General features: G+C 62.4%; 17 protein-coding genes. All 17 read right to left on the bottom strand.

The features are described 5' to 3' along the window. Window positions 1-3: 3 nt before the first annotated feature. The 17 genes from DAT37_RS25200 to DAT37_RS25120 all read right to left on the bottom strand — a co-directional run bounded on the left by DAT37_RS25200 (window position 4) and on the right by DAT37_RS25120 (window position 16,834). Window positions 4-5,109, bottom strand: a complete 5,106-nt coding sequence (locus DAT37_RS25200) for a hypothetical protein (protein WP_109527266.1) — start codon at window positions 5,107-5,109, stop codon at window positions 4-6. A gap of 17 nt (window positions 5,110-5,126) precedes the next feature. Continuing rightward, complete coding sequence (locus DAT37_RS25195; protein WP_157978676.1) at window positions 5,127-5,408, bottom strand: hypothetical protein; 282 nt, start codon at window positions 5,406-5,408, stop codon at window positions 5,127-5,129. A 167-nt stretch (window positions 5,409-5,575) separates the two neighbouring features. Then, window positions 5,576-5,962 carry a hypothetical protein gene (locus DAT37_RS25190; RefSeq protein ID WP_157978675.1) on the bottom strand — a complete coding sequence of 129 codons (387 nt, stop codon included), beginning with the start codon at window positions 5,960-5,962 and terminating at the stop codon, window positions 5,576-5,578. A gap of 27 nt (window positions 5,963-5,989) precedes the next feature. After that, window positions 5,990-6,199, bottom strand: coding sequence for a hypothetical protein (locus DAT37_RS44275; RefSeq protein WP_157978674.1), 210 nt, complete (start codon window positions 6,197-6,199; stop codon window positions 5,990-5,992). Window positions 6,200-6,300: 101 nt separating this feature from the next. After that, entirely contained in the window at window positions 6,301-7,215 is a 915-nt protein-coding gene (locus DAT37_RS25185) for a phage tail tube protein (protein WP_109527263.1), read from the bottom strand. 80 nt (window positions 7,216-7,295) lie between these two features. Next, window positions 7,296-7,679, bottom strand: a complete 384-nt coding sequence (locus DAT37_RS25180) for a phage tail termination protein (protein WP_456320125.1) — start codon at window positions 7,677-7,679, stop codon at window positions 7,296-7,298. After that, complete coding sequence (locus DAT37_RS25175) at window positions 7,679-7,978, bottom strand: hypothetical protein (RefSeq protein WP_109527261.1); 300 nt, start codon at window positions 7,976-7,978, stop codon at window positions 7,679-7,681. Before DAT37_RS25175 ends, DAT37_RS25180 begins: the two co-directional genes overlap by 1 nt. Then, complete coding sequence (locus DAT37_RS25170) at window positions 7,962-8,339, bottom strand: hypothetical protein (protein ID WP_109527260.1); 378 nt, start codon at window positions 8,337-8,339, stop codon at window positions 7,962-7,964. The genes DAT37_RS25175 and DAT37_RS25170 overlap by 17 nt, the downstream gene beginning before the upstream one ends. Further along, entirely contained in the window at window positions 8,333-8,752 is a 420-nt protein-coding gene (locus DAT37_RS25165) for a head-tail connector protein (protein ID WP_157978672.1), read from the bottom strand. Before DAT37_RS25165 ends, DAT37_RS25170 begins: the two co-directional genes overlap by 7 nt. Further along, on the bottom strand, window positions 8,753-9,031 hold the full coding sequence (locus DAT37_RS44270) for a hypothetical protein (protein WP_157978671.1): 279 nt from the start codon (window positions 9,029-9,031) through the stop codon (window positions 8,753-8,755). A 78-nt stretch (window positions 9,032-9,109) separates the two neighbouring features. Further along, entirely contained in the window at window positions 9,110-10,030 is a 921-nt protein-coding gene (locus DAT37_RS25155; RefSeq protein WP_109527258.1) for a P22 phage major capsid protein family protein, read from the bottom strand. Window positions 10,031-10,052: 22 nt separating this feature from the next. Next, window positions 10,053-10,799 carry a hypothetical protein gene (locus tag DAT37_RS46470; RefSeq protein WP_157978670.1) on the bottom strand — a complete coding sequence of 249 codons (747 nt, stop codon included), beginning with the start codon at window positions 10,797-10,799 and terminating at the stop codon, window positions 10,053-10,055. Between the two features lie 119 nt (window positions 10,800-10,918). Further along, window positions 10,919-11,893, bottom strand: a complete 975-nt coding sequence (locus DAT37_RS25145) for a phage minor capsid protein (RefSeq protein WP_109527256.1) — start codon at window positions 11,891-11,893, stop codon at window positions 10,919-10,921. Further along, window positions 11,893-13,515, bottom strand: a complete 1,623-nt coding sequence (locus tag DAT37_RS25140; protein ID WP_109527255.1) for a phage portal protein — start codon at window positions 13,513-13,515, stop codon at window positions 11,893-11,895. Before DAT37_RS25140 ends, DAT37_RS25145 begins: the two co-directional genes overlap by 1 nt. A gap of 29 nt (window positions 13,516-13,544) precedes the next feature. Next, window positions 13,545-14,687, bottom strand: coding sequence for a hypothetical protein (locus DAT37_RS25135; RefSeq protein ID WP_109527254.1), 1,143 nt, complete (start codon window positions 14,685-14,687; stop codon window positions 13,545-13,547). A gap of 321 nt (window positions 14,688-15,008) precedes the next feature. Then, the gene (locus DAT37_RS25125) at window positions 15,009-16,295 is read right to left on the bottom strand and encodes a PBSX family phage terminase large subunit (RefSeq protein ID WP_232839973.1); all 1,287 of its coding nucleotides are present in this window, start codon (window positions 16,293-16,295) and stop codon (window positions 15,009-15,011) included. Between the two features lie 17 nt (window positions 16,296-16,312). Next, window positions 16,313-16,834: a helix-turn-helix domain-containing protein gene (locus tag DAT37_RS25120; RefSeq protein WP_109527252.1), complete on the bottom strand. Its 522-nt coding sequence runs from the start codon at window positions 16,832-16,834 to the stop codon at window positions 16,313-16,315. Window positions 16,835-16,942 lie beyond the last annotated feature (108 nt).

The following is a 16,942-nucleotide window of genomic DNA, read 5'->3' as shown; positions in this document are numbered from 1 at the left end:
CCCCTATGCATGCTGAATTGCGCGGAGATCCGCGATCTGCTGTGCCCTGCGGAATGCGTCAGCGTTATCAGCGGTTTGGATGTTGATCGTCGTCGAGTAGTCGTTCGACGTCATCGACCCATTGCTGCCGCCGGACTGCACAACGGAATTCGCGGAGCCGACAGGCGACGGTGCCGCCTGGTATCCCGAATCGGCGAGGGCTTGTGAGGCTTGCGCCGAGGCCGCGCGTGCGACCTGCCACTTGTCCCACGTGTCCTTGTAGGCGCCGACTTCGGACGGGATGAGCGACCGTGGATCCGGCAGTCCGAGCGGGCCGAGAGTGGATGAAACGAGGTCGTCGAAGCCGGTTTTGCCGACGTTCTCGAACCGTTCCTTGCCCTTCTCGAAGACCTTCTCGAACGTGTCGACACCGGGCGTGATCGGGACACCGAAGGTGCCTGGTGTGCCGTCAGGGTTGGTGCCGCCGCCGAGTGGCTGCGGGAGGGCTTGCAGGCGGTTGTTGAATCCGGGCACCTTGTTCACGAAGTCCGTGAACAGCTTCCATTGCGGATTCGTTAGAACCGCCTCGGGCAACCCGGACATGTTGAATCCGAACGTGCCATGCGGGAACACGCCGCCCTGGTCGTACCCGTGCCCCTTCCCCCACTCTTTGGTGAGGTCGTCGCCGTGGCGTGACTTGTAGTAGCGCAGTGCCGCAACCATGTTCGAGAACGCGTCTCGACGGTTGTTGGGCAGTTCAGGATCCCGGTACGCCTCATAGGTGCCCGGGATGACCTGGAGTAGCCCGACGCCTGCTTGTTCACCGGTGCCGTTGATGTCGGTGATCTGCTGGGCGATGTTCGGGTTGCCGCCCGACTCCGACTGGATCTGAGCCAGCATCGCGTTGACTTGCTGGTCATTGTCTGCGTCGAACCCGACCCTGCGCATGGCCTCTTTCGCCATGTCGCGCCACTGCTCTACACCTGCGGATAGGTCATAGTCAGTGGGTGAATCGCTGGAGCCGCCGAAACGTTCGGACACCCATGAGGTGATGGCTTGCGCCATCTTCTGAGCGAACGCCTTCGGGAACTTGCCGAACTCGCCTAAACCGCCGATCTCTGGCACATTGTCGGCGATTCCACGCAGCGGCTTGCCAACCAGGTTCTCGACCAGGAGTCCGCGGCCACTGGAGAACAGGCCGCCGAGCCCGGACCGGACGCGATCGAACAGGGATGCTTTATCCTCGTCGGACAGTTGCGTCAGGAAGTCGTTTGCGGCCCAGTGGACATGGTCCCGATGAGCATCGTTGGTAGCTGCGCCGTAGTTGAGCGGTGAGCCGTTCTTGATGTTCTGGAATCCGTCGAGCGGCCAGTGAATCAACTCCGCGCTCTGCGGATAGGTGCGGTAGATCCATTGAGCGATCTGCTTCATGGGGCCGCCGAGGTCGATGGCTTTGCCCTGCATGTGCAGGTCGAAACCACTCCCCACGTCGGCGAAGCGTTTGCCCGAGGTCAGGACCGCCGAGGGGATCGCGTTGCGTACGAGATCCCACAGGTGCAGCTGGATCGGGTCGAGCGGATCCGATGTTTGGCGGATGCCGCCACCATCGGCGAAACCGTCACCGCGCGACTGTTTGCCGCCGCCCGCGAGGACATTGCGGCGCATCGCATACATGGCTTCATGTCCGCCCGCGGCTTCGACTTCGTCTGTCGTCCAGACGTGTTCGCCGCGAGCAAGGCGATATTCGCCTGCTTGGTCGTTCCAGCGGTTGCCGGGTCCGTCGATTCGGCCCGACACGTACGGGCCACCGGGACCACCCCGAGCGCGTCCAGGAACCGGCCGGAACTGGTTGGGCGTCCTCGATGCCGTGCCGGTGCCAGACTTGATCGGATCCCATTTCGGCAATCCGAGTTTGTCAGCGACCTTGTTCCACATTTCGCCGAACTGATTGAGCGTCGAAATAACGGAATTGATCGGGCCTTCGAGTTTTCCAGGCAAGGCATCCCAGGCGGTGCCGATTTTCGCGACAATGCCATCGAACCAGCCCGGAAGTCCCTCGAATTTCGTGGTCAGTTTGCCGAGCACTTGGTCGCCGACAAGGTGGTCGATAGCGGCGCCGCCGACAGTCTTGACGGTGTCCCATTTCGTGCCCCAGTCGGTTTGGAACTCGCCGACGGAGAGCTTGAGACTAGTGAACGCATCGCCCACTTTCGTCTTCATTGACTCGCCATCAGTTCCGAAAGTAGTGAACTGGTTTCCGAGTTTCTTGAAATTGACCATTATGCCGGGGAGATTATCGGCGACCCGCTGGCCTTGCCCCTGTATCCAGTCACCGACGCCAGAGCCGAGGTCTCCTGCTATCCCCCACTCGGCCTTTGCCTTTTCGACCAGGGGTTCGCCCGTGACCTTCCAGCCGAGTCTGGTCGCGAAATTTCCCTGTACAACATTGTTCCAGAGGCTCGAACCAGTCTCTTTGGCCTTGTCTACATTCGACTTGTCGTCATCGGTCAAAGTGCTGACAATGCCGAGCGGTGAGTTCTTGGCCTTCTCGCCAAGGTTCCAGCCGTCGATCTTGTCAATCCAGCGACCAACCGTGGAGAGCACGCCCGCGATGTCGCTAACGGTCTTCTTGACGCCCTCGAAGAATTTCCGCATTTTCTCTTGCCCCTCGGGGGTGTCGAGAAATTTGTTCCATCGGTCGAGAGTTTCGGAAATCGAGACAAGCCAGCCTTCGCCGACGTCATCGCTTCCGCCGAAGATCCGCTTTACGAGCCCGCCCATCTTTCCGGCGATGCCAACAATCTGCTTCAGGGTGTCCAGCGAATCGCGAAGGAAGTTGCGGAATTTCTCCTGATTCTCAGGGTTCTCGGTCCACTCACGGAACTTCAGAGTCAAGGTTTCGAAGCTCGTCGACATGCCTGGCAGGAATTCCGAGCCCACAGAGGCGAGATTCAGGAACCCGATGACCAGGTTGTTGATGCCGTCGACGACAGACCCGACCGAATTCTTGACGTTATCGAAAATCGTTGCCAGCGTGGACTGTGTCGCATCAGACTGCCAGTCCGCCATGGCGCGACGGACGCCTTGGTTGATCTCGGTAGCGATGCCGGTCAGGCCGTCCTTGAGGGTCGGCAGAGACTTGTTAGCGAGGCTGGTGATCGAGTCGCCCAGCTTGTCGAACAGAGCGTCTTGCACGTCCCGACGTAGGCCGCCGTACGATTCGCGAAGATCCAGGATCGCGCGGACGAACGCTTGCGCGTTGGGCGACAGTTTCTCCATCGCCTCGTTGAAGGCATCAGCTTTCTTCGACGATTCGGTTTGCGCTTCGGCCAAAGTCTCGTAGGCGTCCGCGAGGGCTTGTGTCGCATCGCTTTCGGCCTCTTGTGCCGCAGTGACCCGATCCTTGGCCTCAACGACCGCGTCCGAGCCTTCGACGCCCTTTTCGTTGGCTTCTTGAACCGTCTCGGCGAGCTTGCGATTCGAGCGGCGCAGGTCGTCCTGATCAGCCAATGCCTGCTTAACGTTGTTCTGGGCGCGCGCCCGGTCAATGGCATCCGAATCCGGATCCATGAACGTCTGGTAAAGCTCGCGCTGCGCCTCAGCGACCGCGATAGCCGCGGCTTCTTCCGTCAAAGCGACACGGCCCAATGCCCGATTCAGGTCGTCGATTTCCTCGGCAGCGTCCTTGCGGGCCTTGGTCAGATCCTTTTGAGCCGACGCAGTGGCCTTGTGGGCATCACGCACGCCGCGTTCAGCCGACACAATGCCGCGTTCAGCCGACTGGACCTTCTTCGCCGATGCGGCTTGATCCTCGTCAGCCGAATCCGCAGCCTTCTTCGCCGCAGAGAACGCATCGCCGACGCCGTTGAGTCCGACAGCGAGAGTCCCGATCACGGCAGCGGCAGCCGCGCCGACAGTAGGCAGCAGTGCGAGAACGCCCGCCGCTTGGGACAGCTGGCCGAGTAGCGGCACCAGCGACACGGCGGCCAAACCGACGAGGGCGACAGTGGCGATGTTGGTGAGATTGCGCAGCGACAGCATGTTTTCTGCGGTGGCGCCGATCGCCGACGTGAGCCCGTTGAAACCTGCTGCTGCCAGACGGCCGATGCGCCTGAAGCTGTTTTGGTCCCGGTTTGCGCGATCGACGTTGCGGCGGGATGTGTCTTCCTCGCCCATGAGGCCGGTGACGCGACCTGCCGCTTCGGATGCTGCGCGGCGTGCGCGGGCGAGACGGTTTGTTGCCGCGATGCGCTGGGCGACTGTCGAGTTGCCGTTCGACATGATTTCGTTGTGGCGCGCCTCGGCCTCATTGAGACGGCCGACCGCATCGGTTTGGGAATCACGCGCCTGGGAGAGGCGGGTTTGTACGTTCGCCAATTTGGCTTCCGCGCGGGCGACGGACTGCTTGTCGATTTCGATTTGCAGTCTGATTGCGCGGATCGGGCGGGTGATGAGGTTGCCGCGGAGCCGACGTCGACCGCCCGCTACCGAATCGGAACCGATCTCGCCGACCTGTGTGCCGACCGCCGACGCCAGCGAACGCAACGCCATGAGTTGCGCGGTCGCCAGCGCGGTATCCACGTTGACGTTCATGGTCAGCGGGATGGCGGCTTGCGCGGTGCGGAATGTCTGCAACTGCAAGTTGGCTTGCGTCACGTCGACATCCACGGGGATCTTCGCGGAAGCGAGCCCCTTGGTTGCGTTGCGGATCTTCGACTTGACGCCCGTGGTGGTGACGTCGACGCCAACCTTGGCGTTGAGTCCAGCGGTCGCTGTGCTCAGCTTCGACCGCAGATCGGTTCGGAAACCGGGCGCCAGGACGGCTCGGGTTTCGATGTCTATCCGCATCCCGTTTGTGGCGGTATTGAGCTTCGTCCGCAGGTCACCCTTGAAGTTCGGGCGAAGGTTCGGGGTGATGTCGATCTTGGCGTCGATACCCTTCGCCGCGGTCGCGACCTTCGTGCGCAGATCGACCCTGAAGCCCTTGGCGAGCTGGGGGGCAGCGAAGACGGTGAACGTCTCGTTGATCGGCTTCAGTTGCCGCTTCAGATCGGTCCGAAACGCCGAATGGAGTTGAGGACGGATCCCGATTCTCGCGCTACCTGCGTTGTATGCGGGCCATGTCGCCATTCGCCCACCGCCTTAATTCATCTGACGCCCAATTGGCTGAGGACGGAGTGGACGTTGCGGGTTTCGCGTTGATCCCGGATCCGCATTTCGGCGGTCATCGGGCGCGGTTCGGGCGGGAAGGGTGGCCCGAGTTTGCCGCCGAAAATGGCTGGCAGGGCGCGCAGGATTTCCTTCTGCAAGTCGATGATTCGCAGTTGCAGCAACACCGGGAAGCTGTAGCCGTGCGGTGTCGGTGGCGGGATATCCTCGGGCATCGGCAACGGCTGCTCGGCCCTCATGCGCCCGACGTCTTCGTTCATTGCCAGCGCGGAGTGATACCAGCCGTGCGAGGGCAGGCGCCGCAAGAACCGGTACAGCTGCCCCCACGGTCGATCGCCTCGAAAGAATTCGCCCAGATCGACGCCCAGGAAATCCTGGAGGTCGTATTCGATTTCTTCCCCGTAGTCCTCTAACAGGAGTACGAGGGCTAGGCGTTTCCCGGGAGGTCGTCGCCTTCTTCGGGGATGGCAGCGAAGTGGCTGTTAATGTCAGCGAACAAGGGGAAGAGAACTTCCATCGGCTCGTCTTTGATGACATCCCAGACCGCGTCGAACGCAGGCCCGCAAACGCTTTCGAACAGCGGCACGACGTCGCGTTCGTTGACGCGCCCCTTGGAGTCGATCAGTCGCGCCAGAGCGGTAGCGCGTTCGACAGTGTCGGGTGCGCTGATCAGCGTCGGCGGCTCGGTGCCATCGAACTCGTACGGAGGCAAAGGCTTGTGTTTGCCGCGGGCCTCGTCGCGCAGTGTCGCGTAGCGGCCCTTTTTGGGGGCCTCTACTTCAGTGCTTGCGGCGGGTTTCCTGGGGGCTGCCATGTCTACTCCTGGCTGGAAGTGTTGTGGTTACTTGGTTTTGGCGTCTGCGGGCTCGGTCTTGGCGACCGGTTTCGGCGCAGGTTTCGGCTCGGCCTTGACCGAGGCGGGCTCGGGCTCGGGCTCGGGCTCGGTGACGACCTGATAGCCCTGAGTGAGCAGATGTTCACGCTGGGTCGCGGAGCCGACGCGGCACACGCGGCCTTCGCGGTCTGCCATGCGAACGGGAGTGAAAGCCATAGATGTCTCCTGGCTTGGATGTCCTGGCGAAGAATGGGGAGGCGAAGCCGTCCCGCGCGCGGCCAGGAATCACGCGCGGGACGACGATCAAGGGCCTGAAATCAGGCGTAGGTGACGGAGAAGCCCGCCGAAGGGCCGGTCGCGTTGGTGACGACCACGTTGACCGTGGACGCACTCTTGGCCGGGGTGATGATCGACAGGGTGTTGTCGTCGACCAGCTGGTAGTCCAGAACAGCGGTGCCACCGACAGTGACGCCCGTGACGCCGGTGAAGTGGTCGCCGGACAGGACGAGGATTTCGCCGCCAGCGGTCGCCAGGTTCCCGGACGGCGCACGCCCTGAAATGACCGGAATGTGCGCGGTGGCGGTGAAGCCCATGTCGGCGAGAATCCCGGCGACACCCGGGCCGCAGATCACGTTCTTCATCGAGTAGCCGAGGTCTTCGTCAATTTTGGCCTTCAACGTGAAGTTGTAGGTCAGGATCGATTCCTGCGACCAGGACTGCTCGCCGATCTCGGAGACCGTCGCGCGCGGCAGGATCTTCAGGATGAGCACCTGATTGGTGCCCTCGCCGTCGACCATGCCGAAGATGAACCGGTTGTAGCGGGTCGCCGGCGAGGTGGGGTTGTTGTACTGGATTTCCTTGGTCGTCGCGTCGGCGACGATGTCGTCAAGGCTGATCCCCGCATGCAACGACAAGGTGTCCTTGTTCGTTTCCTGCGCGGTGAACGTCACCGACAGGTTCATGCCCAGAATGTCGGTACGGGTCGGCTCCAGAGCACCCCACGACTCGACATCGTTCGACTGGACCTCGGGGCGGAAAGTCGGCGCCCCGTCTTTGGCGATCAATCCGAGCGACCGGAAATCGGCGAGTTCCTGGAATTCGGCCGAGACGCCGGAAGTGAATGCGGCGGGGATGGTCGCGTCCTCGTCGCCGATCAGAACGAAGCCTTTGTTGGCGCGCCGCATCAGCGACGTATTCCAGGCCGCGACCTCTTCGAAAGTTACTGCTGCCATTGATAAATCCCTTGTGTGGGCACGCCACAGAACCCCGGCACCAACGAGGGGCGGGGTGGCGTGAAAGTGTGAAAGAGTGGCTAGGCGCGCGGCCTGCGATAGGAGAGGCGCACAGTGGCGGTCACGCCGCGGCGGTCACGCTGCGACGGCGGAATGTATTGCCCGCCGCCACCAGGGTTTTCCTCGGCGACGTCGATCAAGTAGCCGCCAGGGGCCGTGTTGCCTGCCGCCAGAATGCGTTCCTGCCCAGCCGATTTGAGCGTCTTGGACTCGGCGCGCGATTCGGCGACATATTCGAGGTCGACGATCGGATTGTCTGCGGCATCATCGACTCGGCCACCGACGCGGGTGACGTAGATGTAAGGCGGCGGGATCTCGTCGTCCTCGTGCGTGACGACGGGCGCGATGTCGTCGAGCAACGCCTTCATGACGTCATCGAATGCGGGGAACGGAGGTAGAGGCATCAACCCTCCACATCTCGAATGAAGTCGCGCATAACATGCTCGGGCCTGTTCCAGCGGGTGCCGTGCTCCCTGAATCGGGCGTAGTAGCCCGATGCGTAGGTGACGCCTTCGATGTCGCCGGATTCGCTTGGGCCGGAATGGGCTTCGATATGGGTGGCGTTGAATCCGGTCCGCCACCGCACTCGGGTCGCCCAGCGGTCGGCGCCCTGTTCGGCGATCTCCTGCACGAACTCGGTGAGTTCGTCCGACTTCCGCATATAGGTGGTGTCCAGGTCGAAATCGCTACCGTCGTATTCCATTCGGCCCGTCCTTCGCGATCTTGAACCGCTTCCCGGTAGACCAGCCTGTGAACCCGTTCGGGGAGATACGGACCGCGCCGTCGATCACGAACTCGCCGGTGATGCCGGGGATTTGGATCGTGTCCGAATCCAGCACATCCGAATCGGCGGGCGCTGTGACCTGGGCGGACCGGACGAGAACCTCGCCTTTCGACGTATCCTCGGTGTCGGTCAGCCATTTCAGGTCGCACGGGCCGATCTGATGCGGGTCGGGAGTGGCTGTGACGTAGTCGCCTTGCCAGTCCTTGGCGTTCGCGGTGCCGCGGCGAACCACGGTGAGCATGACGCCTGCTGGATAGGTTGGGGGCGCGTAGTTCACCATGTCGATGGCCTTGTCGACGCCAGCCCCGCATTGCGGAGGATGTCGAGCGCCTGGCTCGACAATGCCCGCAGCGACGCCGCGATCTCGCCGATCTGCGGGCCGTCCGCATAGGTGACGCTGCCGCCGTCCGCGGTCTGCGATTTGATCGCCACCGTGCGGCCGGCAGTCCCCGCGTCAGGGTCGATACCCGCGCGCAACCACATCGAGGCGTGTGCGCAGGTGGCGTCCCGCATCGCATGCAGAATGTCCAAATCCACTGGCAAACCAGCAGGATCCACTTCGTAGATGTCGCAGCGAGTTGCCTTGCGGACGAGGATCGAAGCGGCACGGATCAGGCGAGTAGCCTCGGCTTCTTCGGGTTCCTCGTCCAGCCAGCCGTCCATCAGATCGTCTGGTGCGGCGTAGGTGAGCATTTACGCGTCCCCTGCCGCCTTGGCTGCACGTGGAGTCCGCTTTGCGGGGGCCTTCTTCGGCTCAGGCTCAGGCTCAGGCTCAGGCTCAGGCTCAGGCTCAGGCTCAGGCTCAGGCTCAGGCTCAGGAGTGATGATCGGTTCCAGCTTGGACGCAGGCAAAGCCTTCGCGGCCTCGTCGGCTCCGATCTCGGACCAGTAAGCCCACTCCAGCAGATCGTCGCGCGGTTCCTCGGATTCGATCACGAACTCCGGGTCATGCAAATACTGGTAGTAGTGCACTACCGTCCTCCAAAAGTATTGAGGGGCAACCGAACACCCGCCGCCCACCGGTCAGGCGGGCGGCGTAGGTGTCACGGATCAGGAGGCGAGAGCGCCACGCAGCAGGACGCCACGGTTGGCGTCGAGGGTCTTGGTGCCGAACAGGATGTCGACCGAGATCACATCCGACTTCAGATCCATGTCGTAGTCCGACACGATGCGCAGCGACAGACCCTTGTAGGACTCCATCGCGCCCCACTCGTTCGAGCGCGGCAGAGCCAGCGGAGCCGACGCCAAAGCCAGCGCGGTCTTGTGGAACGCGAGACCGACCTCGGTGGTGGGCTGGCCGGTCGCAGGCGAACCCGCGGGCTGCACAATGTTCTGAGTCATGAAGGCGTTGAAGCCGAAGATGCCGTTGCCGATCGAGCCCTGACGCAGCGCGGCATTGTCGCCCGCCTTGTCGGCATGCTTGATCAGATCCGAGTTCAACCAGCCCGCGCGAGTAGTCGGACCGACCACCGCGGAACGCTCCGAAGTGGGCACCTTCTGAATGTTGAGCAGCCGGTCCGCTTCGATCAACGATTCGGGCTTGTTCCATTCGAAACCGGTACCGGTGCCGGCGAAGGCGGTGAAGTCGGCCTTGGCCTGGGCGATGATCGCCTTGTCGACTTCCTGGGCCAGCGCCTCGCAGGCGGGGGCCAACAGCTGCTCGTCGAAGTCCTCCAGGCGCAGGGTCAGATCCTGGGCGGTGATCGCGAACGAGACGTCGCGATGCTTGTCCAGGGTGACCGCGACACTGGTTTCAGTGGCGTTCTGGATGGTGATCGACGGCGAGGCGGGGTTGAAGGTCTGCGCGGTGAAGGTCGCCGGCTTGCGGATGGTTACCGTCGAGCCGATCTTCTGGCCGCCCCACTCGCTCGACACATCGGTGTAGACGAGGGGAACCATGACCAGGTTTTCGTAGAGATTCGCGAGCGCCTTTTTAGCGATGACGCTCGGAGTCAGAAGGGTATTCGCCATTTAAGGCTCCTTGAATTCGGTGTCAGTCAGCGAATCCGCGTTTGGCGCGGAAATCTCGCCGGAAGGAATCGATGTCCTTCTCCCCGGTCGAATTTGGGGAGGCGTTGCCGCCGGACATGTCGCCGCCGCTTCGAGGAGCCGCCACCTGGGCGACCGTCTTCTTCAGCTTCGGATTGGATTCGACTGCCGCAGAAACGAGTGCTTCCACCTGGGATGCGAAATCGTCGGCATCTGTGTCGAGTTTTTCGATTTCCGCGTTTACGGTGCGGGAATCGAGGAGGGAGGCCAGGTCGCCGTCCACCTTGGAGGCGGCGGCGGTGATGGCGTCTTTTCGTGCGTAGTTGCGGAGCTTCTCGGCCACGGTGTCGCGTTCAGCGGCCAGCGCTGCTTCGCGGTCCTGCGCCTGCTTCAGCAGGTCAGCGGGGTCGGGCGGAGTGTCGTCCTTGATCAGCCCGAGAGTGCGGGCGATCTGCTCGGTGAGAGCTTTCTGCGCGGCGTCGGCAGCATCTTTCGCCGCCTGTGCGGCTTTCTCGTTGCCCTTGACCCGATTCGCTGCCGCTTCATCGCGCAGCTTCTGGACGTACTTTTCGTCGTACGTCTTCTCGACGGCCTTTTCGGGCTCGGTCGCCGGGGATTCAGTTGTTTCGGTTTCGGTGCCCTGTACATCGGCACCGATCTCCGGGGTGCTGTCCATCGTTTCCGTCGCAACGGTTTCGGTGACAGTATTTTCAGTTGTGGGGTTTTCCTGGGGGGTGGCTTCGTCGGCCATGAATGTCTCCCGGACATGTGTGAAACACCGAATGGCACCCGGCCGAAACGGTGTTGAAATGACGAAACCCCCGAAACTGGTCGGGGGTCATTACCCGCCCAGAATTGGCGGGAAGAATTTCAGGATTGGGCTATGAAACCCATCCGTTGGCGTTCGCGTACTCGGCGTGCCAGGTCGCGTTGCCGTCGACGGCGTGCCCGGATTTCTCCGGGTACTCGTGTCGCACGGGGTGGGGTCGGGTCATCTGGCGTCCACACCCTGAGCGTGTGCCTGCACGCGCGGTGAAAGAGGCCGCGTTCGCGTGCTTCGGCCAACGAACACATGACCGTCACAGTGACAGTGCGGCCCGAACTGTTGTCTCGGGTGATCGCACCAGCCGTCGACCCGGTAATCGAAATGGTTCGACCCTCGAACGGGCGGCACAACGGGCAAGAACCCGCCACATCAGAAACGACGAACAAGTCATGCCCTGCTGCCGCCAGGCGCGCGAAATAGCCGTCGATCTCCGCGCGCGAAACAGCCGACCGCACAGCCATCTCTACATACGACACAAGGTCATAGCGGCGGCCACGCACATCGACAAACCCGGTGATGCCACGGCGGGCGAACGCCTCCAGTGCGCGCTGCACCGCCTGCGCTCGATCAATGTTGGCGCCCGACCGTTCAGCCTGCACCGCGTCATCGATGATTCGGCGGTACACGTTGCCCATGACGCCTGGAACGTGGCGGTGAGTCTCGCGGACGGCAGACAAGGTGTCATCGATCAGACGCCGCAAATCATGTTCATCAGGAACGGCGGCATCATCGAAATCGTCGAGATCGGCGGCGGCAGCGGAAACCCCGTCACGCCATGCGCCCATAAGCGCTGCGACGACAGCGGGTTCCATCTCGCGGTCAAGGTCGGCGATGAGTCGATCCACCTGCGACCGGTAGAGGCTGAACCGCAACAGGAGTCTGCGCATCCACACCAGCAGATGGCCCACACCTGGCGCTACAGCCTTCGCCAAGCCCTCCAGCAGTTTGCGTTCAGCCCGCCGATACAGTGCGACCACGACACCCGCGCGACGATCACCGAACGACGGGGTCAACGGCATCAGGCCGCCTCGTCCAGCGCTTCGGCATCGGGATCGACATCGCCTTGCAGGTCGCTATGCGGCTCCTCCGTGGCAGGCTCGAAATCGCCGCCATCCGGGTCTGGAACCTGCAACTCGTCCTCGGCCTTGATCCGCTCGACCTCTTCATCGATCTGAGTGTCAGACCAGTTCGGGTTGCGTTCCCGCACCACCTGCTCAGTCGAGATCGCGCGAGCAGCACGCAGATTCGCGAACGTCGTCGACTGCTGCATCGGGTCCTGGTCGACACGGATTGGGAACTTCATTTCCGGGTCTGCTTTGATCTCGAATGCGTCGCCCTCGGGATAGATCAGACGGTCCAATGCGAGCATCGTCCGGGCAAGAGGCGCCATCGCAGAAGTCCAATACAGGATTTTGCGCGCCCGCGTACGGTTCGAAAGATCTTTACGGGCAACAACTTCCGTCGCGGTCATCGCGGCAGCCATCTTGTCGTCACCGAAGTCGCCGACACTGTAGCCAGCCGATACCAGGATTCTGTTCAGGATCTCCTGGCACGTCGCGGCATGTTCCTCGTGCCGGATCAGGAACTGTTGGGCCTGAACCAACTGGTTCGGGCCGTCCTCAGGTAGCAAAGCCTCACCGGGGACAGCGGTAAAGATCGCTTGTTCGGGATCGAACGACGAGCCTTTGCCGGGGCCGTGGTTCTCCAGTGCCGCCTCGGCCACGAACAATCTCGCCTTCGCAAGATCGAGATCGCGCATCCACGAGCTGTACGCCTCATCCAATGCGTCGAAAAGGTGCTCGATGCCCTCGAAATCGGAGCGCCCCAGAGAGGACAGGCCGGGAACGTTGCGCCATTTCCTCGCCGGGCGAACGTTTGGCACGTAAGCGGCCGTCAAGCCCTCAACGTTGGTTGCAATCGAGTTGTCGCCGTCGACCAGATCCGCGGCCCACTTCATCGAGTCCAGTGACTCCAGCGGCATGGCCCGGCCGATGTGATCGCCGTCGCCGACGTAGAGAGCATGGAAGATGCGACCTGGTTCGTGGCGTTCCAGGTGTCGCCAGGTGCCGTCCTTGCCCTCGGCGACGACTGTCCAGAACGTGACCGCGGCGAGGCGCCCGTACCGCCACTCTGGGATTGCGGCATCAGGTCCGACGGCGGTGAGCATCACTTTGTCGGTGGCGTCACGGTCCCAGACCAAACGCAAGAAGACGCCTCCCAAGGACGCTTGCGTTTCAGCGGCTTCGAGGAAGGTGGCGATAGCGTCGGGGCCGCCGAGTAAATGTTCGAGGCGCGCTTGTGCGGCTTTGAGATTGGTGGCGTCACCTTCGCTCAAAACCCATGTCGGCGGGTGGGCGAACAGTAGGTCCGCGCTAGTGCGGGCCACGTCTGCGGCGACGGGGACGTGTAGGCGTTTGGTTGCCTGTTGCGGCGGGCGGCCCCAGAACCAGCGCGCTAGGCGCCCGACCACCCCGTTGGAGTACTGGGCGCCGCGTACCTTGGGCGGTTTTCCGTCAGGGTATTGCGTGTAGAACGACGCCAGCGCGTCCGTATCTCCACTGGCCCAGGCGCTGTGCAGGTCGTAGGATTCCTGGGCTTCCGACCAGGGGGCTGGCGGCCATTCGCCTTTGTATACCGGCATCGGCACGAGGCGCCCCCTATGAAGGTTGTTTACACGAGCGAGAGGTTCGACACCTCGCCGCCGCGAGTCAGGTAGATGAGTCCGCCGCGCTTCGCTTCAGCGCCGGTCAGGTCTCTGTAGTAGTTCGAGCCGCCGTCGAAAGTTGGTGAGCAGATCCGGGTTCGAGCCTTCGCGGTCTCGACAGCCCAGGTGTGGTAATGCCCATGCGCCAACACGTGCGCACCTGCGGGGTTCTGCTGATGAAAGGCTTGATCCGACCACCATGAGAAGGCGTGACTATGGCGCGCGGTGGCGCCGCCCTTCCATTGATGCCCGTGGGCGATCGTGAAAATGGTGTCGCCGCGGGCAACCGTCATGAAGCCTTGCTCGGGATCGGGCACTTCGACCGTGACATGCCCGAAAGCGGCGGCGTTCATCTTCAGGGCGTCGGCGACACTGATGGCGCACTCGGTGGCCCAGCCGTCGCCGGGGTTGGTCGTTTGAAACCGTTGCGCCTGATCGTGGTTTCCGTTCACGGTCGACATCCACACCTGATCGGTCAGCGGTGCGAACTGCTCGACGGTGTGCAGCATGAGGCGGCGTAGGATCCGCGTTTGAGTGGTGACGGGATGTTCTGTGCGCCACCAGTTCGCGCCGTTTTGGCTCTGGTTTCCCTCGATGCAGTCACCCGGGAACATGATGTGCACGCCAGCGAGTCCACGGGAGGACAGCGCTCGATATTCGGTCACGGCGCGGTCGACGGTTTCGAGGAACTTCTCGACGATGGTGTCGGTGCCGCCGTTGTCTACCTTGGCAATCTGTAAATCGCTGCACTGAAGGTTGAACACGTGCGGGCCAACAGCCGCGACGGGCTGGTGTGTCGTCCACTGATCGATTCGAGATAGCAGGTCATCGACTATCGACGCGGGGGCTTTCGGTTCGATCCGGAAGCGGTAGGCCGCGAGCCAGTCCCCCGATTGTGTTTGCCAGCGAGAGATCCTGGGCGCGCCGACGATCTGCACTTCGTCGGGATCGTAGCCGAACTGCTCCAGCAGCTCCGTGAACGACGAAGGCTCCTCGGGGAGCGCGCCGGTCTGGATGAAGCCACCGGACCGCCCGTCGTATTCGGTGCGGGGACGATGCTGCGTTTCGACCGCGGTCGGCTGTGCTGCGAGATCGTCTGCGAGGCTCACGCTGCGTTCTCCAGTCGGTAGCAGGAGCATCGTTTTCGGCAGTGTCGCCGGAATTGCGTTTCAGCGATCGGGCACCCGTTTTTGACGGCGAGTTGATGCAGATGCGATACAGCACCGCCTCGCGCAAGGAATTCGGCGAATGCATTGGCGTCGCGTTCGCTTTGGCTCGCGAACCACACGCCTGTGCCACACTGCTTCGCAACTGTTTGCTGCTCGTAGTGGGTTTGCAAGTCATCTGCGAGGGACATTGACGCCTCCGATATTCTCGATCGCTTTACTAGATCTTATCGAGTGCGTCAATCTCCAAATTCGTCAATGTTTCTATGCTGCCGTGAGTTCGGGTGTTGAATATCCGGCGAGTTTCACTTGCCTGCGCCATTTACGCTCAGTAGTTGCCAGAAGGTAGCGAGTCGAGTCGATGCCGTGATCGTTCAGCTTGATCGGCTCGTCCTTGCCCTTCTCGGTCGCCTTCGTATCCCAGACATAACCCGGGATTTCCTTCAGCAACTCCGGGCAGCGGTCCGTGAACTTCAGATTCCCGGCAGCCATCAGCGCCGTCATCGTCCGAATCCCGTACAGCACTTCTTTTTTCGCCGAATGGGTGGTCAACCCGTCCTGTTGCAGCTGCACTCGGAAGTCGGCGGCGGACTGGTCAACAATCACGTACCCGCGGAACGGGTCGGGGCTGTCGGGATCCTGGCTGGGATGATGCGCGCCGGCCAGCCAGCCGCGCAACCCGTTCGACAACTGCACGTTGGTCCAGCGGGCTTCGCGGTTGTTGGCCTTGTATCGCCATTCGTCCATGCAGTACAGGACGTCGTCGATGCCGTGGCCCACCATAACCGCGTGTGTCGGGTTGGTAGTGCCGTGGTCGACGCCCACACCCAATATCCAGCGCATAGCGGGCAGGTCATCCCATTTGATGACGTGCACGTCGGGATCCCACATGTCGAAGACTGCGCCGTCTGCGGCGACCCAGCGGCCGAGGATGTTGCGCAGGTAGAACAGGCCGGTGAACTCGGCTTTGATCGCGGCAACGTATTCAGCGGACAGGCTCGGGTTGTCGTCGAGGGTGAAGTCCCATGCGCGCAAACGCATATCGCGTTCGCCCGCACGGTCGATGAAGTTGACCTTCAGGTAGTGCGCGGGGTTGTCGGGGTTGGTTGTCGCCAAGCATCGCGCACCAGGCACCGACAGGCGGGCGAGCAGCTGTGTCCAGAACGATTCCGGCAGTAGCGTCGCTTCGTCCACGAGGGCGAGGCAGGCAGTGAGGCCGCGGAGTTTGCCTTCCGCGCGCACATCGCTGGCACCGATCAAATGCACGGTGCGGCCGAGGATCACAGCGACGTTGGAGCCGCGCGTGTGATGCACTTCGCTCGCCCACGCCCCGAACACTGCCGGGTCTTGCATCGGCTCCAGAATGTTGCGTTCGATCGTTTGGAGTGTGCGACCGCAGATCAGGATCAGGCCACTGTCGGGGGCGTTCACGATGGCGTCGTAGAACGCCAGGATGCTCGCGATCGTCTTCCCGGAGCGGACGGCGCCCGACCAGATCGACACTCGGTAGCGTCGGGATTCGACGATGGAGACGATTTGTTTGCGCGACAACGGAAGGTTGTCGAGTATCACTCTTCGTCGCCGATGTCTTCGGGGTCGGTTGCGGCTTCGATGCCGTTGGTGAGCGTGTCGGCGGCAACGAGTTCTTCGAGCTTGCCGAAGAAGCTGCCGATCATCGACACCGTTTCGGAAGCGACGCCGCCCTTGGCTTCGGCGATGGCACGCAGTTCGGCGGCCTTGTAGGTGCCTGTGAGTCGTGCGCGCTGGTCCATGATGGCGAGTGCCCGGTCGATCAGCCACGTTTGGGCTTTGCGTTCTTCGTCGTTTTCGGGGTCGACGATTTTGCGCCAGATGGCTGCGTGCATGGCGTCGAGCCGGTTGAGTTCGAGGCTGAGATATTCCTCGGCATTCTCGCGGGTGATGCCTGCAACAGCCTCTTTGATCCAGCGGCTCACGTTTTGTTTGGAGAAGTCGTGTTCGTCCGCGATCTGCTGCTGCGTTTTGCCTGCGAGCCGTTCGGCGAGGACGAAGGCGCGGCGTTGCTGCGTTTCGACTTGGGTGGAGATGGGTACGGGTGTGCGTCGTGGCATGGGGTGCCTCCAGGAACTGCGGCGGCTCCTGGCCGTGCGCGTTCGGGTGGGGGTCGCGGCTGCCGCCTGGGCGAGCCGGGTGTGGGCCACTGCTCGGAGGTGTCCGAG

Origin of the sequence: Nocardia aurea (assembly GCF_003123685.1) — a bacterium.
Lineage (GTDB): Bacteria > Actinomycetota > Actinomycetes > Mycobacteriales > Mycobacteriaceae > Nocardia > Nocardia aurea.
This window is presented reverse-complemented; position numbering and strand designations above follow the sequence as displayed.

Excerpts from the sequence above, each read along its gene's own strand:
- DAT37_RS25120 (WP_109527252.1), bottom strand. The coding sequence starts at position 16,834 with ATGCCACGACGCACACCCGTACCCATCTCCACCCAAGTCGAAACGCAG.
- DAT37_RS25165 (WP_157978672.1), bottom strand. The coding sequence starts at position 8,752 with ATGCTCACCTACGCCGCACCAGACGATCTGATGGACGGCTGGCTGGAC.
- DAT37_RS25200 (WP_109527266.1), bottom strand. The coding sequence starts at position 5,109 with ATGGCGACATGGCCCGCATACAACGCAGGTAGCGCGAGAATCGGGATC.
- DAT37_RS25170 (WP_109527260.1), bottom strand. The coding sequence starts at position 8,339 with ATGGTGAACTACGCGCCCCCAACCTATCCAGCAGGCGTCATGCTCACC.
- DAT37_RS25185 (WP_109527263.1), bottom strand. The coding sequence starts at position 7,215 with ATGGCAGCAGTAACTTTCGAAGAGGTCGCGGCCTGGAATACGTCGCTG.
- DAT37_RS46470 (WP_157978670.1), bottom strand. The coding sequence starts at position 10,799 with ATGGCCGACGAAGCCACCCCCCAGGAAAACCCCACAACTGAAAATACT.
- DAT37_RS25145 (WP_109527256.1), bottom strand. The coding sequence starts at position 11,893 with ATGCCGTTGACCCCGTCGTTCGGTGATCGTCGCGCGGGTGTCGTGGTC.
- DAT37_RS25140 (WP_109527255.1), bottom strand. The coding sequence starts at position 13,515 with ATGCCGGTATACAAAGGCGAATGGCCGCCAGCCCCCTGGTCGGAAGCC.
- DAT37_RS44275 (WP_157978674.1), bottom strand. The coding sequence starts at position 6,199 with ATGGCTTTCACTCCCGTTCGCATGGCAGACCGCGAAGGCCGCGTGTGC.
- DAT37_RS25180 (WP_456320125.1), bottom strand. The coding sequence starts at position 7,679 with ATGCCTCTACCTCCGTTCCCCGCATTCGATGACGTCATGAAGGCGTTG.
- DAT37_RS25175 (WP_109527261.1), bottom strand. The coding sequence starts at position 7,978 with ATGGAATACGACGGTAGCGATTTCGACCTGGACACCACCTATATGCGG.
- DAT37_RS25155 (WP_109527258.1), bottom strand. The coding sequence starts at position 10,030 with ATGGCGAATACCCTTCTGACTCCGAGCGTCATCGCTAAAAAGGCGCTC.
- DAT37_RS25190 (WP_157978675.1), bottom strand. The coding sequence starts at position 5,962 with ATGGCAGCCCCCAGGAAACCCGCCGCAAGCACTGAAGTAGAGGCCCCC.
- DAT37_RS25195 (WP_157978676.1), bottom strand. The coding sequence starts at position 5,408 with ATGAACGAAGACGTCGGGCGCATGAGGGCCGAGCAGCCGTTGCCGATG.